Origin of the sequence: Methylobacter sp. (assembly GCF_004322395.1) — a bacterium.
Taxonomy (GTDB): Bacteria; Pseudomonadota; Gammaproteobacteria; order Methylococcales; family Methylomonadaceae; genus Methylobacter_A.
This window is the reverse complement of the sequence record NZ_SCTW01000153.1, coordinates 1-15,596: the sequence shown is the minus strand read 5'-3', so window position 1 is coordinate 15,596 and position 15,596 is coordinate 1. Positions and strand designations below refer to the sequence as shown.

The following is a 15,596-nucleotide window of genomic DNA, read 5'->3' as shown; positions in this document are numbered from 1 at the left end:
AACGACAGACGTGACCGGGGCTGTCGAGTTGCCAGAAGGCGTTGAAATGGTGATGCCGGGCGATAACATCTCAGTCAAAGTAAAACTGATTTCACCGATTGCTATGGATGACGGTTTGCGTTTTGCAATTCGTGAAGGCGGTCGTACAGTAGGTGCAGGCGTCGTTGCATCAATACTTGAATAATAATATTATTTAGTATAATATAATAATTTATATAAGCTTATCTGAATAGGTCAGTAGTTCAATTGGTAGAATAGCGGTCTCCAAAACCGCGGGTTGGGGGTTCGAGGCCCTCCTGGCCTGCCATTCAGATCAAAGCATATCAAATCTATTTTCATAGTAAATAATTCATGAGCACTCAGATAGAAGCATCAGCATCGATTTTGGATGTTGTTAAGCAAGTATTTTCCGTAGTCTTTGTGGTCGCTGGTGTGGCTGCATTTTATTATTTCTCAGAAATTCCACTTTTATACCGAGTTCTTGGGTTAGTAACTGTGGCGATAATTGTGGCAGGTATGATGCTCACAACGGGGATAGGGCGGATCGTTTGGGGTTTTGTTTTAGAGTCCAAACAGGAAGTCAGAAAGGTTGTCTGGCCAACGCGTGATGAGACTTTTCGTACTACGTTGCTGGTGTTTGCAATGGTCATTATTGTCGGTTTTGTTCTATGGCTGTTAGATATGTTTCTGTTTTGGGGTGTACGTTTTTTAACTGGTCAAGGAGGGTAAAGGTATGGCGCTACGCTGGTATGTTGTGCACGCCTACTCAAATTTTGAGAATAAAGTTAAGCAAGCGTTAGAAGAAAGAATTAAGCGGGAAGGCTTGGAGCAGCATTTTGGCAAAATTCTTGTGCCTACCGAAGAAGTTGTAGAAATGCGTATGGGACAGCAGCGTAAAAGTGAAAGAAAATTCTTTCCCGGGTATGTCTTAGTGCAGATGGACTTGACTGATGAAACTTGGCATTTGGTTAAAGATGTACCCAAGGTATTGGGTTTTATAGGTGGAACTTCTGATCGTCCAGCGCCAATATCCGAAAAAGAAGCGATGGCTATACTCAATAGAGTAGAAGATGGAGTGAACAAGCCGCGTCCCAAAACAATGTTTGAGGCTGGTGAAGTAATTAGGGTCATTGATGGGCCATTTAAGGATTTTAATGGTGTCGTTGAGGAAGTTAATTATGAGAAAAGTAAAATAAAAATATCAGTGCTCATTTTTGGTCGATCAACATCTGTTGAGCTTGGCTTCGGGCAAGTGGAAAAAAGTTAATTTAAGTTTAGGTTTAATATTTGCGAAATCACCGCCTGAATAAGACGGTGATTTTTTGTGTTTAGGGGAGCTGAAAAGCGATTGTACCCATATTTGGAGTAGATAATGGCAAAAAAAATAACTGCGTATATAAAACTGCAGGTTAAAGCGGGTGAAGCAAATCCAAGTCCACCGGTAGGCCCAGCATTGGGTCAGCGCGGTGTTAATATCATGGAGTTTTGCAAAGCTTTTAATGCTAAAACTCAGGATACAGAAAAAGGCTTGCCTTTGCCTGTTGTTATTACTGTTTATAGTGATAAAAGTTTTACTTTTATTACAAAAACTCCGCCAGCTTCAATCCTTTTGAAAAAAGCAACGGGTATTAAAAGCGGAAGCAGCAACCCTAATGCCAAGAAGGTGGGCACAGTAACCCGCGCGCAATTGGAAGAAATTGCTAAAACAAAAATGGAAGATTTGAATGCTGCAAATCTGGAAGCGGCAGTAAAAACGATTGCAGGCAGTGCGTACAGCATGGGTCTGAATGTGGAGGGACTATAATGGCTAAGCTGTCAAAAAAAGCAAAAATTATCAAAGGGAAAGTTGATAAAACCAAGCAATATTCAATTACTGAAGCTGTTCAGTTGTTAAAAGAACTGGGTACTGCTAAGTTTAATGAAGCTATTGACGTTAGCGTTAACTTGGGTGTGGATCCACGTAAGTCCGATCAAAATGTTCGAGGTGCAACAGTGCTACCCAATGGTACAGGTAAAACGGTAAGAGTTGCAGTTTTTACGCAAGGTCCTAATGCTGACGCGGCAAGAGAAGCCGGAGCTGACATAGTAGGTATGGATGACTTAGGAGAACTGGTCAAAAAGGGTGAAATGAATTTTGATGTAGTTATTGCTTCTCCCGATGCTATGAGAGTGGTTGGTCAGTTAGGTCAGATTCTAGGGCCTCGGGGATTAATGCCTAATCCTAAAGTTGGAACTGTAACGGCTGATGTTGCTACAGCAGTAAAAAATGCTAAATCCGGGCAAGTGCGTTATAGAACGGATAAGTCGGGAATTATTCACTGTACACTTGGAAAAGTTACATTTGATGCCGCTGCTATTCAAGGTAACCTGGAAGCGTTGCTTTCAGATTTAAGAAAAATAAAGCCGACAGCTGCAAAAGGTATTTACATTAAGAAGATAACTTTGTCTTCAACGATGGGTCCAGGTTTGTGGCTGGATCAAAGCAGTATTTCAATGTAACGTTATAAAAGACTTTGGGTTGCCGACCCGTTCGGTAACCGTCAAAGACCGCAGGTGTTGTAAAACTTAATTTTTCCTGCGTAGACGGAAGCTGGAACCTAAAAGCTGGGGAAAGGGACCGTAAGGGGTATTCAATGAATACTTTTTATTAATTCTGGGGATGATTTCCGGAGGTAAGCTGTGGCACTAAATTTAGATAGCAAAAAAGCTGTCGTTGAAGAAGTCGCTGTATTCGCCGCAAAAGCTCATTCTGCAATTGCAGCAGAATATCGTGGATTGACAGTTACGGAATTAACCGAACTGCGTAAAACCGCGAGAGAGACAGGTGTTTATCTGCGTGTGGTAAAAAATACACTGGCAAAACGAGCAGTGGCTGGGACAGAGTTTGAATGCATGCAAAGTGGGCTAGTAGGTCCATTATTAATTGCGTTTTCTATGGAAGATCCAGGTTCTGCAGCGCGTTTAATTAATAATTTCGCCAAAACTCATGACAAGTTAATTACCAAGATAGTTGCTATTGGTGGACAGGCGTTCGGTGGAAGTGAGCTTGCTCGATTAGCTAATCTGCCTACTCGCGATCAAGGTATCGGTTTGTTAATGGCAGTAATGAGAGCGCCTACAGAGAAATTTGTACGCACTTTGGCCGCGATCAGAGATCAGAAAGAAGCCGCATAATAGAAAGCGTTGCTATGCAGCGTTTCTATAACTACCACTTACAATCAGTTTAAATTTATTATTTTAGAGGAATATACAATGGCAATTTCGCAAGAAGATATCTTGGAAGCGGTCTCAAACATGAGCGTTATGGAAATCGTTGACTTGATTTCGGCGATGGAAGAAAAATTTGGCGTATCTGCGGCTGTTGCTGTAGCTGCGGCACCTGTGGCAGCAGCAGCGGCTGCTGAAGAGCAAACTGAATTTGATGTTGTTCTGACAGCTTTCGGCGACAACAAAGTTGCGGTTATTAAAGCGGTACGTGGCATCACTGGATTGGGTTTGAAAGAAGCTAAAGATGCAGTTGAAGGTGCACCGACAGTTCTGAAAGAAGGTGTTTCTAAAGCCGAAGCAGAAGATGCTAAAAAGCAACTTGTCGATGCTGGCGCTACTGTCGAAATTAAATAAATTTTGACTCAATTGCAGAGACGTTGGAATATAACGTCTCTACCAAGTATGGCTGGTGGCAATCTTGTCACCGGCCTTTTACTGTTTGCACTAATTGCACGGTAGAAAATTATCTATGACGAAAAGGTTTGGAAGCGATATGTCCTACTCTTTTACAGAAAAAAAGCGTATTCGAAATAACTTTGGGAAAGGTACTGAGGTACTTGATGTTCCCTATCTTCTGGCAACGCAAATTAACTCATATGCGGGCTTTTTGCAATCAGGTGTTACAGCTGAAAAGCGTGAAGACAGTGGGTTGCACGCTGCGTTCTCCAGTGTTTTTCCAATTGAAAGCCACTCTGGATATGCAGTGCTGGAGTATGTGAAATATAGATTGGGGGAGCCTGTTTTTGATGTAAGAGAGTGTCAACAAAGAGGCGCTACCTATGCGGCACCCTTAAGAGTATTGGTTCGCTTGGTTATCTATGATAAAGAAGCATCAGCGAATGCAAAAGTAGTTAAAGATATCCGTGAACAGGAAGTTTACATGGGTGAGCTGCCTTTGATGACTGACAATGGAACATTTGTCATTAATGGGACGGAGCGGGTAATTGTTTCGCAGTTACATCGTTCGCCTGGCGTTTTCTTCGATCATGATAAAGGTAAAACTCATTCATCTGGAAAGCTGTTATTTAATGCGCGGGTTATCCCTTATCGTGGTTCGTGGTTAGATTTTGAATTTGATCATAAAGATTGCGTTTTTGTTCGAATCGATCGGCGTAGAAAAATACCCGCAACTATCTTGCTTAGGGGTTTAGGATACGACAACGAAGAAATGATCAAAATTTTCTTCGAGATGAATAAATTTACCATTGATGCTCAAAAATGCATTTTCCATATCGTACCTGAGCGTATGCGTGGCGAAATTGCAGCATTTGATATTAAGAGCAAGAATGGTCAGGTATTGGTTGAAGAAGGACGTCGGATTACGGCAAAGCATATCCGTGAAATGATCAAATCGGGTTTAACCGAAGTAGAAGTACCAAAAGATTACTTGGTCGGAAAGATATTAGGGAATAACCTGATTGACCGATCTACAGGTGAGTTGGTTGCTAATGTAAACGACGAACTTACTGTAGCAATAATAGATCGATGCATTGAAAGTGGTATTACCGATCTGAATACCTTGTTTGTCAATGACTTAGATAAAGGTCCGTACATGTCTAATGCCATGAGACTGGATACTACTACAAATAGTCTTGAGGCATTGGTTGAAATATACCGGATGATGCGCCCAGGTGAGCCGCCAACCAAAGATTCGGCTGAAAACCTGTTTCAGAATCTGTTTTTTACCGATGAGCGATATGACTTATCTACGGTTGGGCGGATGAAGTTTAATCGTCGTTTGGGGCGTCAAGAAACAACAGGTCCTGGTACTTTAACTAAAGATGACATCATTGATGTACTTAAAGAATTAATCGATATTCGTAACGGTAACGGCAATGTTGACGATATTGACCATCTAGGCAACAGGCGCGTACGCTCGGTTGGGGAAATGATCGAGAACCAATTCCGCGTTGGATTAGTTCGCGTTGAACGAGCAGTTAAAGAGCGTTTAACGTTGGCAGATTCAGAAGGATTGATGCCGCAAGAAATCATCAATGCGAAACCAGTTTCTGCGGCAGTAAAAGAGTTTTTTGGTTCCAGCCAGTTGTCACAATTTATGGATCAAAATAATCCATTATCTCAAGTGACACATAAACGCCGTGTATCGGCTCTGGGCCCAGGCGGTCTGGCAAGAGAGCGGGCTGGTTTCGAGGTTCGTGACGTACATGCAACGCATTATGGGCGTGTGTGTCCTATTGAGACGCCTGAAGGACCAAATATCGGATTGATAAATTCATTATCGGTTTATGCGCGCACTAATAATTATGGTTTTTTGGAAACGCCTTACAGAAAAGTAGTTGATGGGAAAGTAACCGACCATGTCGATTATTTGTCCGCTATTGAAGAAGGCGAGTTTGTTATCGCTCAGGCTAGTGTGGCTGTAGATGCAAGCGGAAAGTTGGTTGAAGGATTGGTGTCATGTCGTCATAAAGATGAATTTACTTTGGCTATGTCTGACACCGTGCAGTATATGGACGTGTCTTCCAAGCAGATTGTATCTGTAGCGGCTTCAATTATTCCATTCCTTGAGCATGATGATGCTAACCGCGCATTAATGGGTTCAAACATGCAACGCCAGGCTGTTCCTACGCTAAGAGCTGAAAAGCCATTAGTGGGTACTGGCATGGAAAGAACAGTTGCAAAAGACTCGGGTGTGACCGTGGTTGCCGCTCGTGGCGGTAAGATTGAAGCGGTTGACGCAGCTAGAATCGTGGTGCGTGTAAACGATACGGAGACCGAAACAGGTACTCCAGGTGTTGATATTTACAATCTGATTAAATATACCCGGTCAAATCAGAACACTTGTATCAACCAAAAGCCACTGGTAAAGCCTGGAGATATTGTTCAAGCCGGTGACATTATGGCAGATGGTCCTTCTACGGATATGGGTGAGTTAGCTTTAGGGCAAAACATGCTGGTTGCGTTTATGCCATGGAATGGATACAACTTTGAAGATTCGATTCTGGTTTCAGAGCGTGTCGTTAAAGAAGATCGCTTCACTACGATTCATATTGAAGAGAAAACTTGCGTAGCACGTGATACCAAACACAGTCCTGAAGAAATTACAGCGGATATTCCTAACGTCAGCGAGGAAGCGTTGTCCAAACTTGATGAGTCAGGGATTGTTTATGTTGGTGCCGAAGTCAAAGGTGGCGACATTCTGGTGGGTAAGGTAACGCCGAAAGGTGAAACACAGTTAACGCCGGAAGAAAAATTGTTGCGTGCAATTTTCGGTGAGAAAGCGGCCGATGTTAAGGATACATCGTTGCGCGTACCTGGAAGTATTGAGGGTACGGTTATTGATGTGCAGGTATTTACCCGTGATGGCGTAAAGAAAGACAAACGGGCTCTGGATATTGAACAGGAAGAAATCAAGCGTTATAGAAAAGACCTTGATGACCAGCTGAAAATTCTAGAAGAAGACATTTTTGCCCGCGTCGCCAAGCTGTTGATTGGAAAGGTTGCACAATCAGGTCCTGGTCAGTTAAAAGCAGGAACTGAAATTACGCAAGCCTACCTCAACGGCTTAAAGCATTCAGAATGGCTGAAAATCCGTATGAAGGATGAAGACATTAATCTTCAACTAGAAACTGTTGTCGCTCAGGTAGAACAGCAAAGAAAAGACTTTGATGAAAAATTTGAAGTCAAGCGTAAAAAGATCACCATGGGTGATGATTTGGCGCCAGGGGTTCTGAAAATGGTCAAGGTTTATCTGGCGGTTAAAAGACGCATACAGCCAGGCGATAAAATGGCCGGACGTCATGGAAACAAGGGTGTTATTTCTATGATTAGGCCAATTGAAGATATGCCTTATACCGCTGACGGAAATCCGGTCGATATTGTTTTGAATCCACTAGGCGTACCATCGCGAATGAACGTTGGACAGGTACTCGAAACACATTTGGGTTGGGCGGCGAAAGGCCTAGGCATCAAAATAGGCAAAATGCTTGAAGCCCAGTACGATCAGGAAAAGGCAAAAGTTACTGCAATCAGGGAGTATCTAGATAAAATTTATAACAGCAGCGGTCGTAAAGAAGATTTAGCTTCATTTTCCGATCAAGAAATTCTGGAAATGGCGAATAATCTAGTTGGCGGTGTGCCTATGGCAACTCCTGTATTTGATGGCGCAAGTGAAGAAGAAATTCGCACTATGTTGAAGTTGGCAGATTTGCCTGAACATGGACAGGTTACGCTTTATGATGGCTTGACAGGTGAACCGTTTGAGCGCGAAGTCACGGTTGGCTATATGTATATGCTGAAATTGAACCATTTGGTTGATGACAAGATGCACGCACGGTCAACAGGTCCTTATAGTTTGGTTACTCAACAGCCATTAGGCGGTAAAGCGCAATTCGGCGGTCAGCGTTTTGGGGAAATGGAGGTCTGGGCACTTGAAGCTTATGGCGCGGCTTATACTTTGCAGGAAATGTTAACAGTTAAGTCTGATGACGTGACCGGTAGGACGCGTATGTATAAAAACATTGTTGATGGTGATCATAAGATGGAAGCCGGCATGCCGGAATCGTTTAATGTTTTAATCAAAGAAATCCGCTCATTAGCTGTCAATATAGAATTGCAGCGGGATTAGGTGTGTAAACTCGATAAGCCAATGCCGTATATGTTAGGTTATGGCGCAGAAATGAGGTGTCTCGACTATTGCTCCTGCATCCATGCAGTCGTAACCTAACTTACAGTCTATTCTGGTACGCCAGAAAGTATTTTAAAGAGGACAAGCTCTTGAAAGATTTAATGAATTTCTTAAAACGTCAAGGTCGAGCCGATGATTTTGACGGAATTAGCATCGGTTTGGCATCGCCGGATATGATTCGTTCCTGGTCATATGGTGAAGTGAAAAAGCCGGAAACGATTAATTACCGTACCTTTAAGCCTGAGCGCGATGGTTTATTTTGTGCCAAGATTTTTGGTCCGGTCAGTGATTATGAATGTCTTTGCGGTAAATATAAAAGACTGAAACATCGCGGCGTAATTTGCGAAAAATGCGGCGTTGAAGTTACCTTGTCTAAGGTTCGCCGTGAAAGAATGGGGCATATTGATTTAGCCAGCCCTGTCGCGCATATTTGGTTTTTAAAATCATTGCCTTCCAGAATAGCATTGTTGCTGGATATGACACTGCGCGAAATCGAACGCGTGTTATATTTTGAATCGTTTGTAGTTTTAGATCCAGGCATGACGCCTTTGGATAAAGGTCAACTGCTTACTGATGATGATTATCTGGATGCAGTTGAACTGCATGGGGATGATTTTGTCGCGAAAATGGGTGCAGAAGCCATTTATGATTTGCTTAAGTCAATCGATTTAAAAGAGCAAGTTGAGATTTTGCGCGAAGAAATAAACTCGACCAATTCAGAAACCAAAATCAAGAAGTACTCAAAGCGCCTGAAAGTTATGGATGCTTTGTTGAGTTCAAAAAATCGTCCGGAATGGATGATTTTAAAAGTATTGCCCGTATTGCCGCCTGAGTTGCGCCCATTGGTGCCTTTGGATGGCGGACGGTTTGCAACTTCTGATTTGAATGATCTTTATCGTCGGGTTATCAACAGAAATAACCGCTTAAATCGACTATTGGACTTAAATGCGCCGGACATTATCGTTCGAAACGAAAAGCGTATGTTACAGGAATCTGTTGATGCGCTGCTGGATAATGGTCGTCGTGGTCGTGCAATTACCGGCACTAACAGAAGACCGCTTAAATCATTAGCGGATATGATCAAGGGTAAGCAAGGTCGTTTTAGACAAAACTTGCTTGGTAAGCGCGTTGATTATTCTGGCCGGTCAGTAATTGTTGTAGGCCCTACATTAAGATTGCATCAATGCGGACTTCCGAAAAAAATGGCGTTAGAGTTATTTAAGCCGTTTATATTTAGTAAATTGCAATTTCGCGGTCTAGCCACAACCATTAAAGCTGCGAAGAAAATGGTTGAAAGGGAAGGTGCTGAGGTTTGGGATATTCTTGAAGAAGTTATTCGCGAACATCCTATTTTGTTAAACCGCGCACCTACGTTGCACAGGCTAGGTATTCAAGCATTTGAACCTACTCTGATTGAAGGCAAAGCAATTCAATTGCATCCATTGGTATGTAGCGCATTTAACGCTGACTTTGACGGCGACCAGATGGCTGTGCACATTCCTTTATCGATTGAAGCGCAGCTAGAAGCTAGAACATTAATGATGGCGACAAATAACATTTTGTCTCCAGCGAATGGCGAGCCTGTCATCAATCCGTCACAAGATGTGGTATTGGGTCTCTATTACATCAGTCGGGAGAAAATTAATGCGAAAGGCGATGGCAGTATATTTGTCAGTGTCGGTGAAATTCACAAGGCATTGCTAGAGAAAACTGTCGAATTGCAAGCCAAAATTCAACTGCGTATCACGGAAAAAGTGGTAAATGAAAATGGCGAAACTGAAGATAAAACCTATCGTGTAGAAACTACCGTGGGCCGTGCGTTAATCTGGGAAGTGGTTCCGGATCGTACGCCATACGAGCTGGTTAACTGCGATATGACCAAAAAGAATATTTCACGGTTGATCAATTACAGCTATCGCTATTTAGGCAACAAAGACACTGTCATACTTGCTGATCAATTGATGTATTTGGGCTTCAGATATGCAACGATTTCCGGTGTTTCGTTCGGTATCGAAGATATGGTAATTCCGGCTAAAAAAGTCGACATTATTAAGGCTTCTGATGCAGAAGTTAATGAAATTCAAAGCCAATATGCTTCCGGCTTGGTAACTGACGGTGAACGATACAATAAAGTTGTCGATATTTGGTCGCACGCTAACGACCAAATAGCCAAAGTCATGATGGACGGGCTGGGTGAAGAGTCTGTTGTTGATGCTACCGGCAAGACGGTAAAGCAGAAATCGTTTAATTCCATCTTTATGATGGCTGAGTCAGGAGCGAGGGGTTCTGCGGCACAGATTCGTCAGCTAGCGGGTATGCGAGGTTTAATGGCTAAGCCTGACGGCTCCATCATTGAAACGCCTATTACCGCTAATTTTAGAGAAGGTTTGGACGTATTACAGTACTTTATTTCTACACATGGTGCTCGTAAAGGTCTAGCGGATACCGCGTTGAAAACCGCGAACTCCGGGTACTTGACGCGCAGGTTGGTCGATGTGGCACAGGATTTAGTGATCAACGGTGATGATTGCGGTACATCTAACGGACTGATCATGACTCCGATTATTGAAGGTGGCGACGTAGTAGAACCTTTATCAGAGCGTGTATTAGGCCGTGTTGCTGTCAATGACATAATGGATCCGGCAGGAGATATTATAGTGGCCCCTAAAGGCACGTTACTGAATGAGCATTGGGTATCTGTCCTTGAAGCGCATAGTATTGATCAGGTTATGGTTCGTTCGATTATTACTTGCGAAAATAGGCATGGTGTCTGTGCGGCCTGCTATGGGCGTGATTTAGGTCGCGGTCATTTAGTCAACATTGGCGAAGCGGTTGGTGTTATTGCTGCGCAATCGATCGGTGAGCCAGGTACACAGTTGACTATGCGGACGTTCCATATCGGTGGTGCGGCATCAAGATCTGCCGCAATCAGTAATGTTCAGGTTAAATCTGCGGGTACTGTGCGTCTTAATAACCTGAAATCGGTCGTTAATCGCGAAGGAAATCTGGTTGCTGTTTCAAGATCCGGCGAAGTAGGCGTGGTTGACGATTATGGTCGGGAGAAAGAACGCTATAAGATTCCTTATGGTGCAGTGCTCTCAGTGCAGGAAGGCTCCCGGGTTAATGCGGGCGATATAATTGTAAATTGGGATCCACACACACATCCGGTTATCACGGAGGTTGACGGTGTAGTCGAGTTAATTGACTTTGTCGATGGTGTGACCGTACAAAAGCAATCTGACGAAGTTACCGGTTTGAGTTCATTGGTTGTAACTGATCCAAAGCAGCGGGGAAGTGCAGGTAAGGAATTGCGGCCAATGGTGAAGCTATTTGATAGCGACAGAAACGCAATTTATTTGCCAGGAACTGAAATACCGGCGCAATATTTCTTGCCCGCAGGAGCGATTGCAGGAATTAAAGACGGCGGTGAGGTAAAGGTTGGTGATGTTTTAGCGAGGATTCCGCAGGAGTCGAGTAAAACAAGAGATATTACCGGTGGTTTGCCGCGCGTTGCAGATTTATTTGAAGCGCGAAAAACAAAAGATCCTGCAATCCTTGCTGAGACTAGTGGAACCATTTCATTTGGAAAGGAAACGAAAGGTAAGCAGCGAGTCATAATTACAGACTCTGCGGGTGAGCAAGTTGAAACACTGATACCTAAATGGCGACATATTACGGTTTTCGAAGGTGAGTATGTAGAAAAAGGAGAAACGATAGCAGAAGGAGAGTTAACACCACATGATATTCTTAGATTAAGAGGAATTGAGGAGTTAGCGAACTATCTGGTTAAGGAGATACAAGATGTATATCGTTTGCAAGGTGTGAAAATTAATGATAAACACATTGAGGCAATTATTCGTCAAATGCTCAGAAAGGTTGAAATCACAGCATCTGGCGATACAAGCTTCCTGAAAGGAGATCAGGTTGAGCGTGCAGCAATGAGAGAAGAAAATGATAAGGTAGAAGCCGAAGGTAAGATTCCAGCAAGTTATAACTCTGTGCTGCTTGGTATTACTAAGGCTTCGTTAGCGACAGAGTCATTTATTTCGGCGGCATCATTTCAGGAAACAACGCGGGTATTAACCGATGCGGCGGTACGTGGATTAAGTGATGGTTTGCAAGGACTAAAAGAAAACGTTATTGTGGGTCGGTTAATTCCTGCAGGAACGGGATTGGCTTATCATGAAAGTAGAAAAAACAGATTTGCTCAGCATGAAGTAGTGGAAAGCGAAGCGCCTCTGGCTGTGGATGCAGGGGATGTGGAAGAGGCTCTTAAGCAGGCTCTAAATATCTAAAGACTTATTTAATATTTAAATATGGGCTTGACCTGTTAATGATTAGCAAGTAATATACTCTGCTCAAATGAGCTAACGTGCTTGGGTCGGGTCGAATTAAAATTAACCGTCGGCGTTTAATGTGTGCGACGGTTCTTTTATTATCTGACAATTAAATTGTATATCGGAGTAAACAAAGTTATGGCCACGATCAACCAATTGGTTCGTAAGCCTCGTGCTAAAAAGATAGAAAAAAGCAATGTTCCTGCATTAGAGGCTTGCCCTCAACGCAGAGGTGTATGTACTCGTGTTTATACGACAACACCTAAAAAACCAAACTCAGCGCTTCGTAAGGTGGCGAGGGTAAGGTTGACTAATGGTTCTGAGGTTAGTAGCTATATTGGTGGTGAAGGGCATAATCTTCAGGAGCATTCCGTGGTTCTGATAAGAGGTGGTCGTGTCAAGGATTTGCCAGGTGTGAGATATCACGTTGTGCGTGGTAGTTTGGATGCTTCTGGTGTGACTAATAGAAAATGTGGTCGCTCTAAATACGGAACAAAACGGCCTAAAGGCTAATCGTTGGTTGGTGAGATAAATGTCTAGAAGAAGAGTCGCTACAAAAAGAGAAATTATTCCAGATCCAAGGTTTGGCAGTGTAATGCTGACTAAATTTATGAATATGATCATGGAAAGTGGCAAAAAATCTGTCGCGGAAGGGATTGTCTATGGTGCTTTGGATGTAATTGAAAGTAAAGGTCATAGCGAGCCTCTGGAGGTGTTGTCTAAGGCGCTGGAAAATGTACAGCCAAGGGTTGAGGTTAAGTCTCGCCGTGTTGGTGGTGCAACATATCAGGTGCCAGTAGAGGTGCGTCCTTCAAGACGTATGGCTTTGGCGATGCGTTGGCTAATTGATGCGTCACGTAAGAGAAATGAGAAGAATATGCCAACGAAATTGGCCGGTGAGTTGATGGATGCTTTTGAAAGTAGAGGTTCTGCCGCTAAAAAGCGTGAAGATACGCATAGAATGGCGGAAGCAAATAAAGCTTTCTCGCATTATCGTTGGTAATCAATAAATCATATTGAAGACTGTATAGTTGTGGCTCGTAAAACTCCAATTGGGTTTTATCGAAATATCGGTATCATGGCACATATTGATGCGGGTAAAACCACAACAACAGAGCGCATTCTCTACTATACAGGTGTATCTCACAAGATAGGTGAGGTGCATGATGGTGCTGCAACAATGGATTGGATGGAGCAGGAGCAGGAGCGAGGAATTACTATTACCTCGGCTGCAACCACCTGCTTTTGGAGCGGGATGGAGAGCCAATTTCCGCAGCATCGTATAAATATTATAGATACACCGGGTCATGTTGACTTTACGATAGAGGTTGAGCGATCGTTACGGGTTTTAGATGGCGCGTGTGCCGTTTTTTGTGCTGTTGGTGGGGTTGAGCCTCAATCTGAAACAGTTTGGCGTCAGGCAGATAAGTATAGCGTGCCGCGCATAGCTTTTGTGAATAAAATGGATCGCTCGGGCGCCGATTTTTTGCGCGTAATTGGGCAGATTAAAGCACGATTGGGTGGTAAGCCAGTTCCAATGCAGTTGCCGATTGGTGCTGAAGACGGTTTTGAAGGGGTCGTTGATCTTATCAAAATGAAAGCCATATATTGGGATGAGGCCAATATGGGCATGACCTTCAAGGAAAGGGAAATTCCGGCTGATATGCTAGAGTCCTGCAAGGAGTGGAGGGAGCATATGGTTGAAGCGTCTGCCGAGGCAAGTGAAGATTTATTGGAAAAATACCTTGAAGAAGGGTGTTTATCAAACGAAGAGATTAAGCTTGGTATTCGTTCTAGAACAATAGCCAATCAAATCGTTCCTGCATATTGCGGTTCGGCCTTTAAGAATAAAGGTGTTCAGGCAATGCTGGATGCAGTTGTTGAATATTTGCCTGCTCCCACTGATATTGATGCTGTAAAAGGTCATCTTGAGGATGATGTGGTTGAGTCGGTACGTGTTGCTGATGATCATGCTCCTTTCTCGGCGCTAGCGTTTAAGATTGCTACAGACCCTTTTGTGGGGACATTGACGTTTTTTAGAGTTTATTCAGGTGTGCTCAATTCTGGGGATAGTATTTATAATCCACTGAAGAAGAAAAAAGAGCGTATTGGCCGGATAGTGCAAATGCATGCCAATAGCCGTGAAGAGGTTAAAGAAGTGTGTGCTGGAGATATAGCCGCCGCAATTGGCCTCAAGGATGTAACGACAGGTGATACTCTTTGTGATCTAAAAGAAGTTATAGTGCTTGAGCGCATGGAGTTTCCTGATCCGGTGATTTCGGTCGCGGTGGAGCCCAAAACGAAAGCCGACCAAGAAAAGATGGGGGTGGCATTAGCAAAGTTGGCACAAGAGGATCCGTCTTTTAGGGTTCATACGGATGAAGAGTCTGGGCAAATAATTATCTCTGGAATGGGTGAATTGCATCTTGAGATTGTTGTCGATCGGATGAAAAGAGAGTTCAATGTTGAGGCTAACGTTGGTGCTCCGCAGGTTGCATATAGAGAAACAATTCGGAAGACAGTTGAGCAGGAAGGTAAATTTATAAGGCAGTCCGGTGGGCGCGGGCAGTATGGTCATGTTTGGCTGCGCATTGAGCCGCTAGAAATCGGTGCTGGTTATGAGTTTGTTAATGAGGTTGTCGGCGGGGTAGTTCCAAAAGAATTCATATCTGCTGTAGATAAAGGTATCCAAGAGCAGCTGAAGAGTGGTATTCTAGCGGGCTATCCTGTATTGGATGTAAAGGTGTCTTTATTTGACGGTTCGTATCACGATGTGGATTCGAATGAAATGGCATTTAAAATTGCTGGCTCCATGTGCTTTAGGGAGGGGGCAAGGAAGGCGGACCCTGTTTTGCTTGAGCCCATAATGAAAGTTGAAATTGCTACGCCTGAGGAATACATGGGTGATGTTGTAGGTGATATCAATAGGCGGCGTGGGATAATTCAGGGAATGGATGATGCTCCATCAGGTAAAACACTTAGCTGCGAAGTGCCGCTGGCGGAAATGTTTGGTTATGCAACTGATTTGCGTTCGGCAACACAGGGGCGGGCTACATACAGTATGCAGTTTGAAAAATATAATGAAACGCCTGCACACATTGCGGAAGCGATTATTAAAAAATCTTCATAAAATTGAAAATAATTAAAGGTATTAACTCATGGCCAAAGAAAAATTCTCACGTAGTAAGCCACATGTAAACGTCGGCACCATCGGTCACGTCGATCACGGTAAAACGACTTTAACCGCTGCTTTAACAAAAGTAATGGCTGAGCTCCAAGGCGGTGAAGTTAAAGCCTTTGATCAAATCGATAATGCGCCCGAAGAGCGAGCGCGTGGTATTACT

The 15,596-nt window shown here is 43.4% G+C and carries 13 protein-coding genes and 1 tRNA gene; all 14 read left to right on the top strand.

The window, feature by feature from the left end; translation table 11 throughout:
* Positions 1 to 184, top strand: a 184-nt coding sequence (locus EPO18_RS19750) for an EF-Tu C-terminal domain-related protein (RefSeq protein WP_472850917.1), incomplete at its 5' end; no start/stop codon positions are given.
* 47 nt (positions 185 to 231) lie between these two features.
* Positions 232 to 307: transfer RNA gene (locus EPO18_RS19745), tRNA-Trp, on the top strand.
* Positions 308 to 351: 44 nt separating this feature from the next.
* A complete protein-coding gene (secE, locus tag EPO18_RS19740) occupies positions 352 to 729 on the top strand; it encodes a preprotein translocase subunit SecE (protein WP_292436462.1) in 378 nt (125 codons plus the stop codon).
* Positions 730 to 733: 4 nt separating this feature from the next.
* Entirely contained in the window at positions 734 to 1,267 is a 534-nt protein-coding gene (nusG, locus tag EPO18_RS19735) for a transcription termination/antitermination protein NusG (protein ID WP_292436460.1), read from the top strand.
* A gap of 105 nt (positions 1,268 to 1,372) precedes the next feature.
* Positions 1,373 to 1,804, top strand: a complete 432-nt coding sequence (rplK, locus tag EPO18_RS19730) for a 50S ribosomal protein L11 (RefSeq protein ID WP_292436458.1) — start codon at positions 1,373 to 1,375, stop codon at positions 1,802 to 1,804.
* The gene (gene rplA / locus EPO18_RS19725; RefSeq protein ID WP_292436456.1) at positions 1,804 to 2,499 is read left to right on the top strand and encodes a 50S ribosomal protein L1; all 696 of its coding nucleotides are present in this window, start codon (positions 1,804 to 1,806) and stop codon (positions 2,497 to 2,499) included. Before rplK ends, rplA begins: the two co-directional genes overlap by 1 nt.
* Before the next feature lie 180 nt (positions 2,500 to 2,679).
* Positions 2,680 to 3,174, top strand: a complete 495-nt coding sequence (gene rplJ, locus EPO18_RS19720; RefSeq protein WP_292436453.1) for a 50S ribosomal protein L10 — start codon at positions 2,680 to 2,682, stop codon at positions 3,172 to 3,174.
* 78 nt (positions 3,175 to 3,252) lie between these two features.
* Complete coding sequence (gene rplL, locus EPO18_RS19715) at positions 3,253 to 3,621, top strand: 50S ribosomal protein L7/L12 (RefSeq protein WP_292436450.1); 369 nt, start codon at positions 3,253 to 3,255, stop codon at positions 3,619 to 3,621.
* A gap of 139 nt (positions 3,622 to 3,760) precedes the next feature.
* Positions 3,761 to 7,855 carry a DNA-directed RNA polymerase subunit beta gene (gene rpoB, locus EPO18_RS19710; RefSeq protein WP_292436447.1) on the top strand — a complete coding sequence of 1,365 codons (4,095 nt, stop codon included), beginning with the start codon at positions 3,761 to 3,763 and terminating at the stop codon, positions 7,853 to 7,855.
* Positions 7,856 to 8,016: 161 nt separating this feature from the next.
* Complete coding sequence (gene rpoC / locus EPO18_RS19705) at positions 8,017 to 12,210, top strand: DNA-directed RNA polymerase subunit beta' (RefSeq protein ID WP_292436464.1); 4,194 nt, start codon at positions 8,017 to 8,019, stop codon at positions 12,208 to 12,210.
* Positions 12,211 to 12,390: 180 nt separating this feature from the next.
* Positions 12,391 to 12,765, top strand: coding sequence for a 30S ribosomal protein S12 (gene rpsL / locus EPO18_RS19700; RefSeq protein ID WP_292436445.1), 375 nt, complete (start codon positions 12,391 to 12,393; stop codon positions 12,763 to 12,765).
* Between the two features lie 19 nt (positions 12,766 to 12,784).
* A complete protein-coding gene (rpsG, locus tag EPO18_RS19695; RefSeq protein ID WP_292436443.1) occupies positions 12,785 to 13,255 on the top strand; it encodes a 30S ribosomal protein S7 in 471 nt (156 codons plus the stop codon).
* Between the two features lie 30 nt (positions 13,256 to 13,285).
* Entirely contained in the window at positions 13,286 to 15,382 is a 2,097-nt protein-coding gene (gene fusA / locus EPO18_RS19690) for an elongation factor G (protein ID WP_292436441.1), read from the top strand.
* Positions 15,383 to 15,410: 28 nt separating this feature from the next.
* The coding region (locus EPO18_RS19685) for a GTP-binding protein (protein WP_292434535.1) at positions 15,411 to 15,596 on the top strand (186 nt) is incomplete at its 3' end.

Excerpts from the sequence above, each read along its gene's own strand:
- secE (WP_292436462.1), top strand. The coding sequence starts at position 352 with ATGAGCACTCAGATAGAAGCATCAGCATCGATTTTGGATGTTGTTAAG.
- nusG (WP_292436460.1), top strand. The coding sequence starts at position 734 with ATGGCGCTACGCTGGTATGTTGTGCACGCCTACTCAAATTTTGAGAAT.
- rplK (WP_292436458.1), top strand. The coding sequence starts at position 1,373 with ATGGCAAAAAAAATAACTGCGTATATAAAACTGCAGGTTAAAGCGGGT.
- rplA (WP_292436456.1), top strand. The coding sequence starts at position 1,804 with ATGGCTAAGCTGTCAAAAAAAGCAAAAATTATCAAAGGGAAAGTTGAT.
- rplL (WP_292436450.1), top strand. The coding sequence starts at position 3,253 with ATGGCAATTTCGCAAGAAGATATCTTGGAAGCGGTCTCAAACATGAGC.
- rpoB (WP_292436447.1), top strand. The coding sequence starts at position 3,761 with ATGTCCTACTCTTTTACAGAAAAAAAGCGTATTCGAAATAACTTTGGG.
- rpoC (WP_292436464.1), top strand. The coding sequence starts at position 8,017 with ATGAATTTCTTAAAACGTCAAGGTCGAGCCGATGATTTTGACGGAATT.
- rpsL (WP_292436445.1), top strand. The coding sequence starts at position 12,391 with ATGGCCACGATCAACCAATTGGTTCGTAAGCCTCGTGCTAAAAAGATA.
- rpsG (WP_292436443.1), top strand. The coding sequence starts at position 12,785 with ATGTCTAGAAGAAGAGTCGCTACAAAAAGAGAAATTATTCCAGATCCA.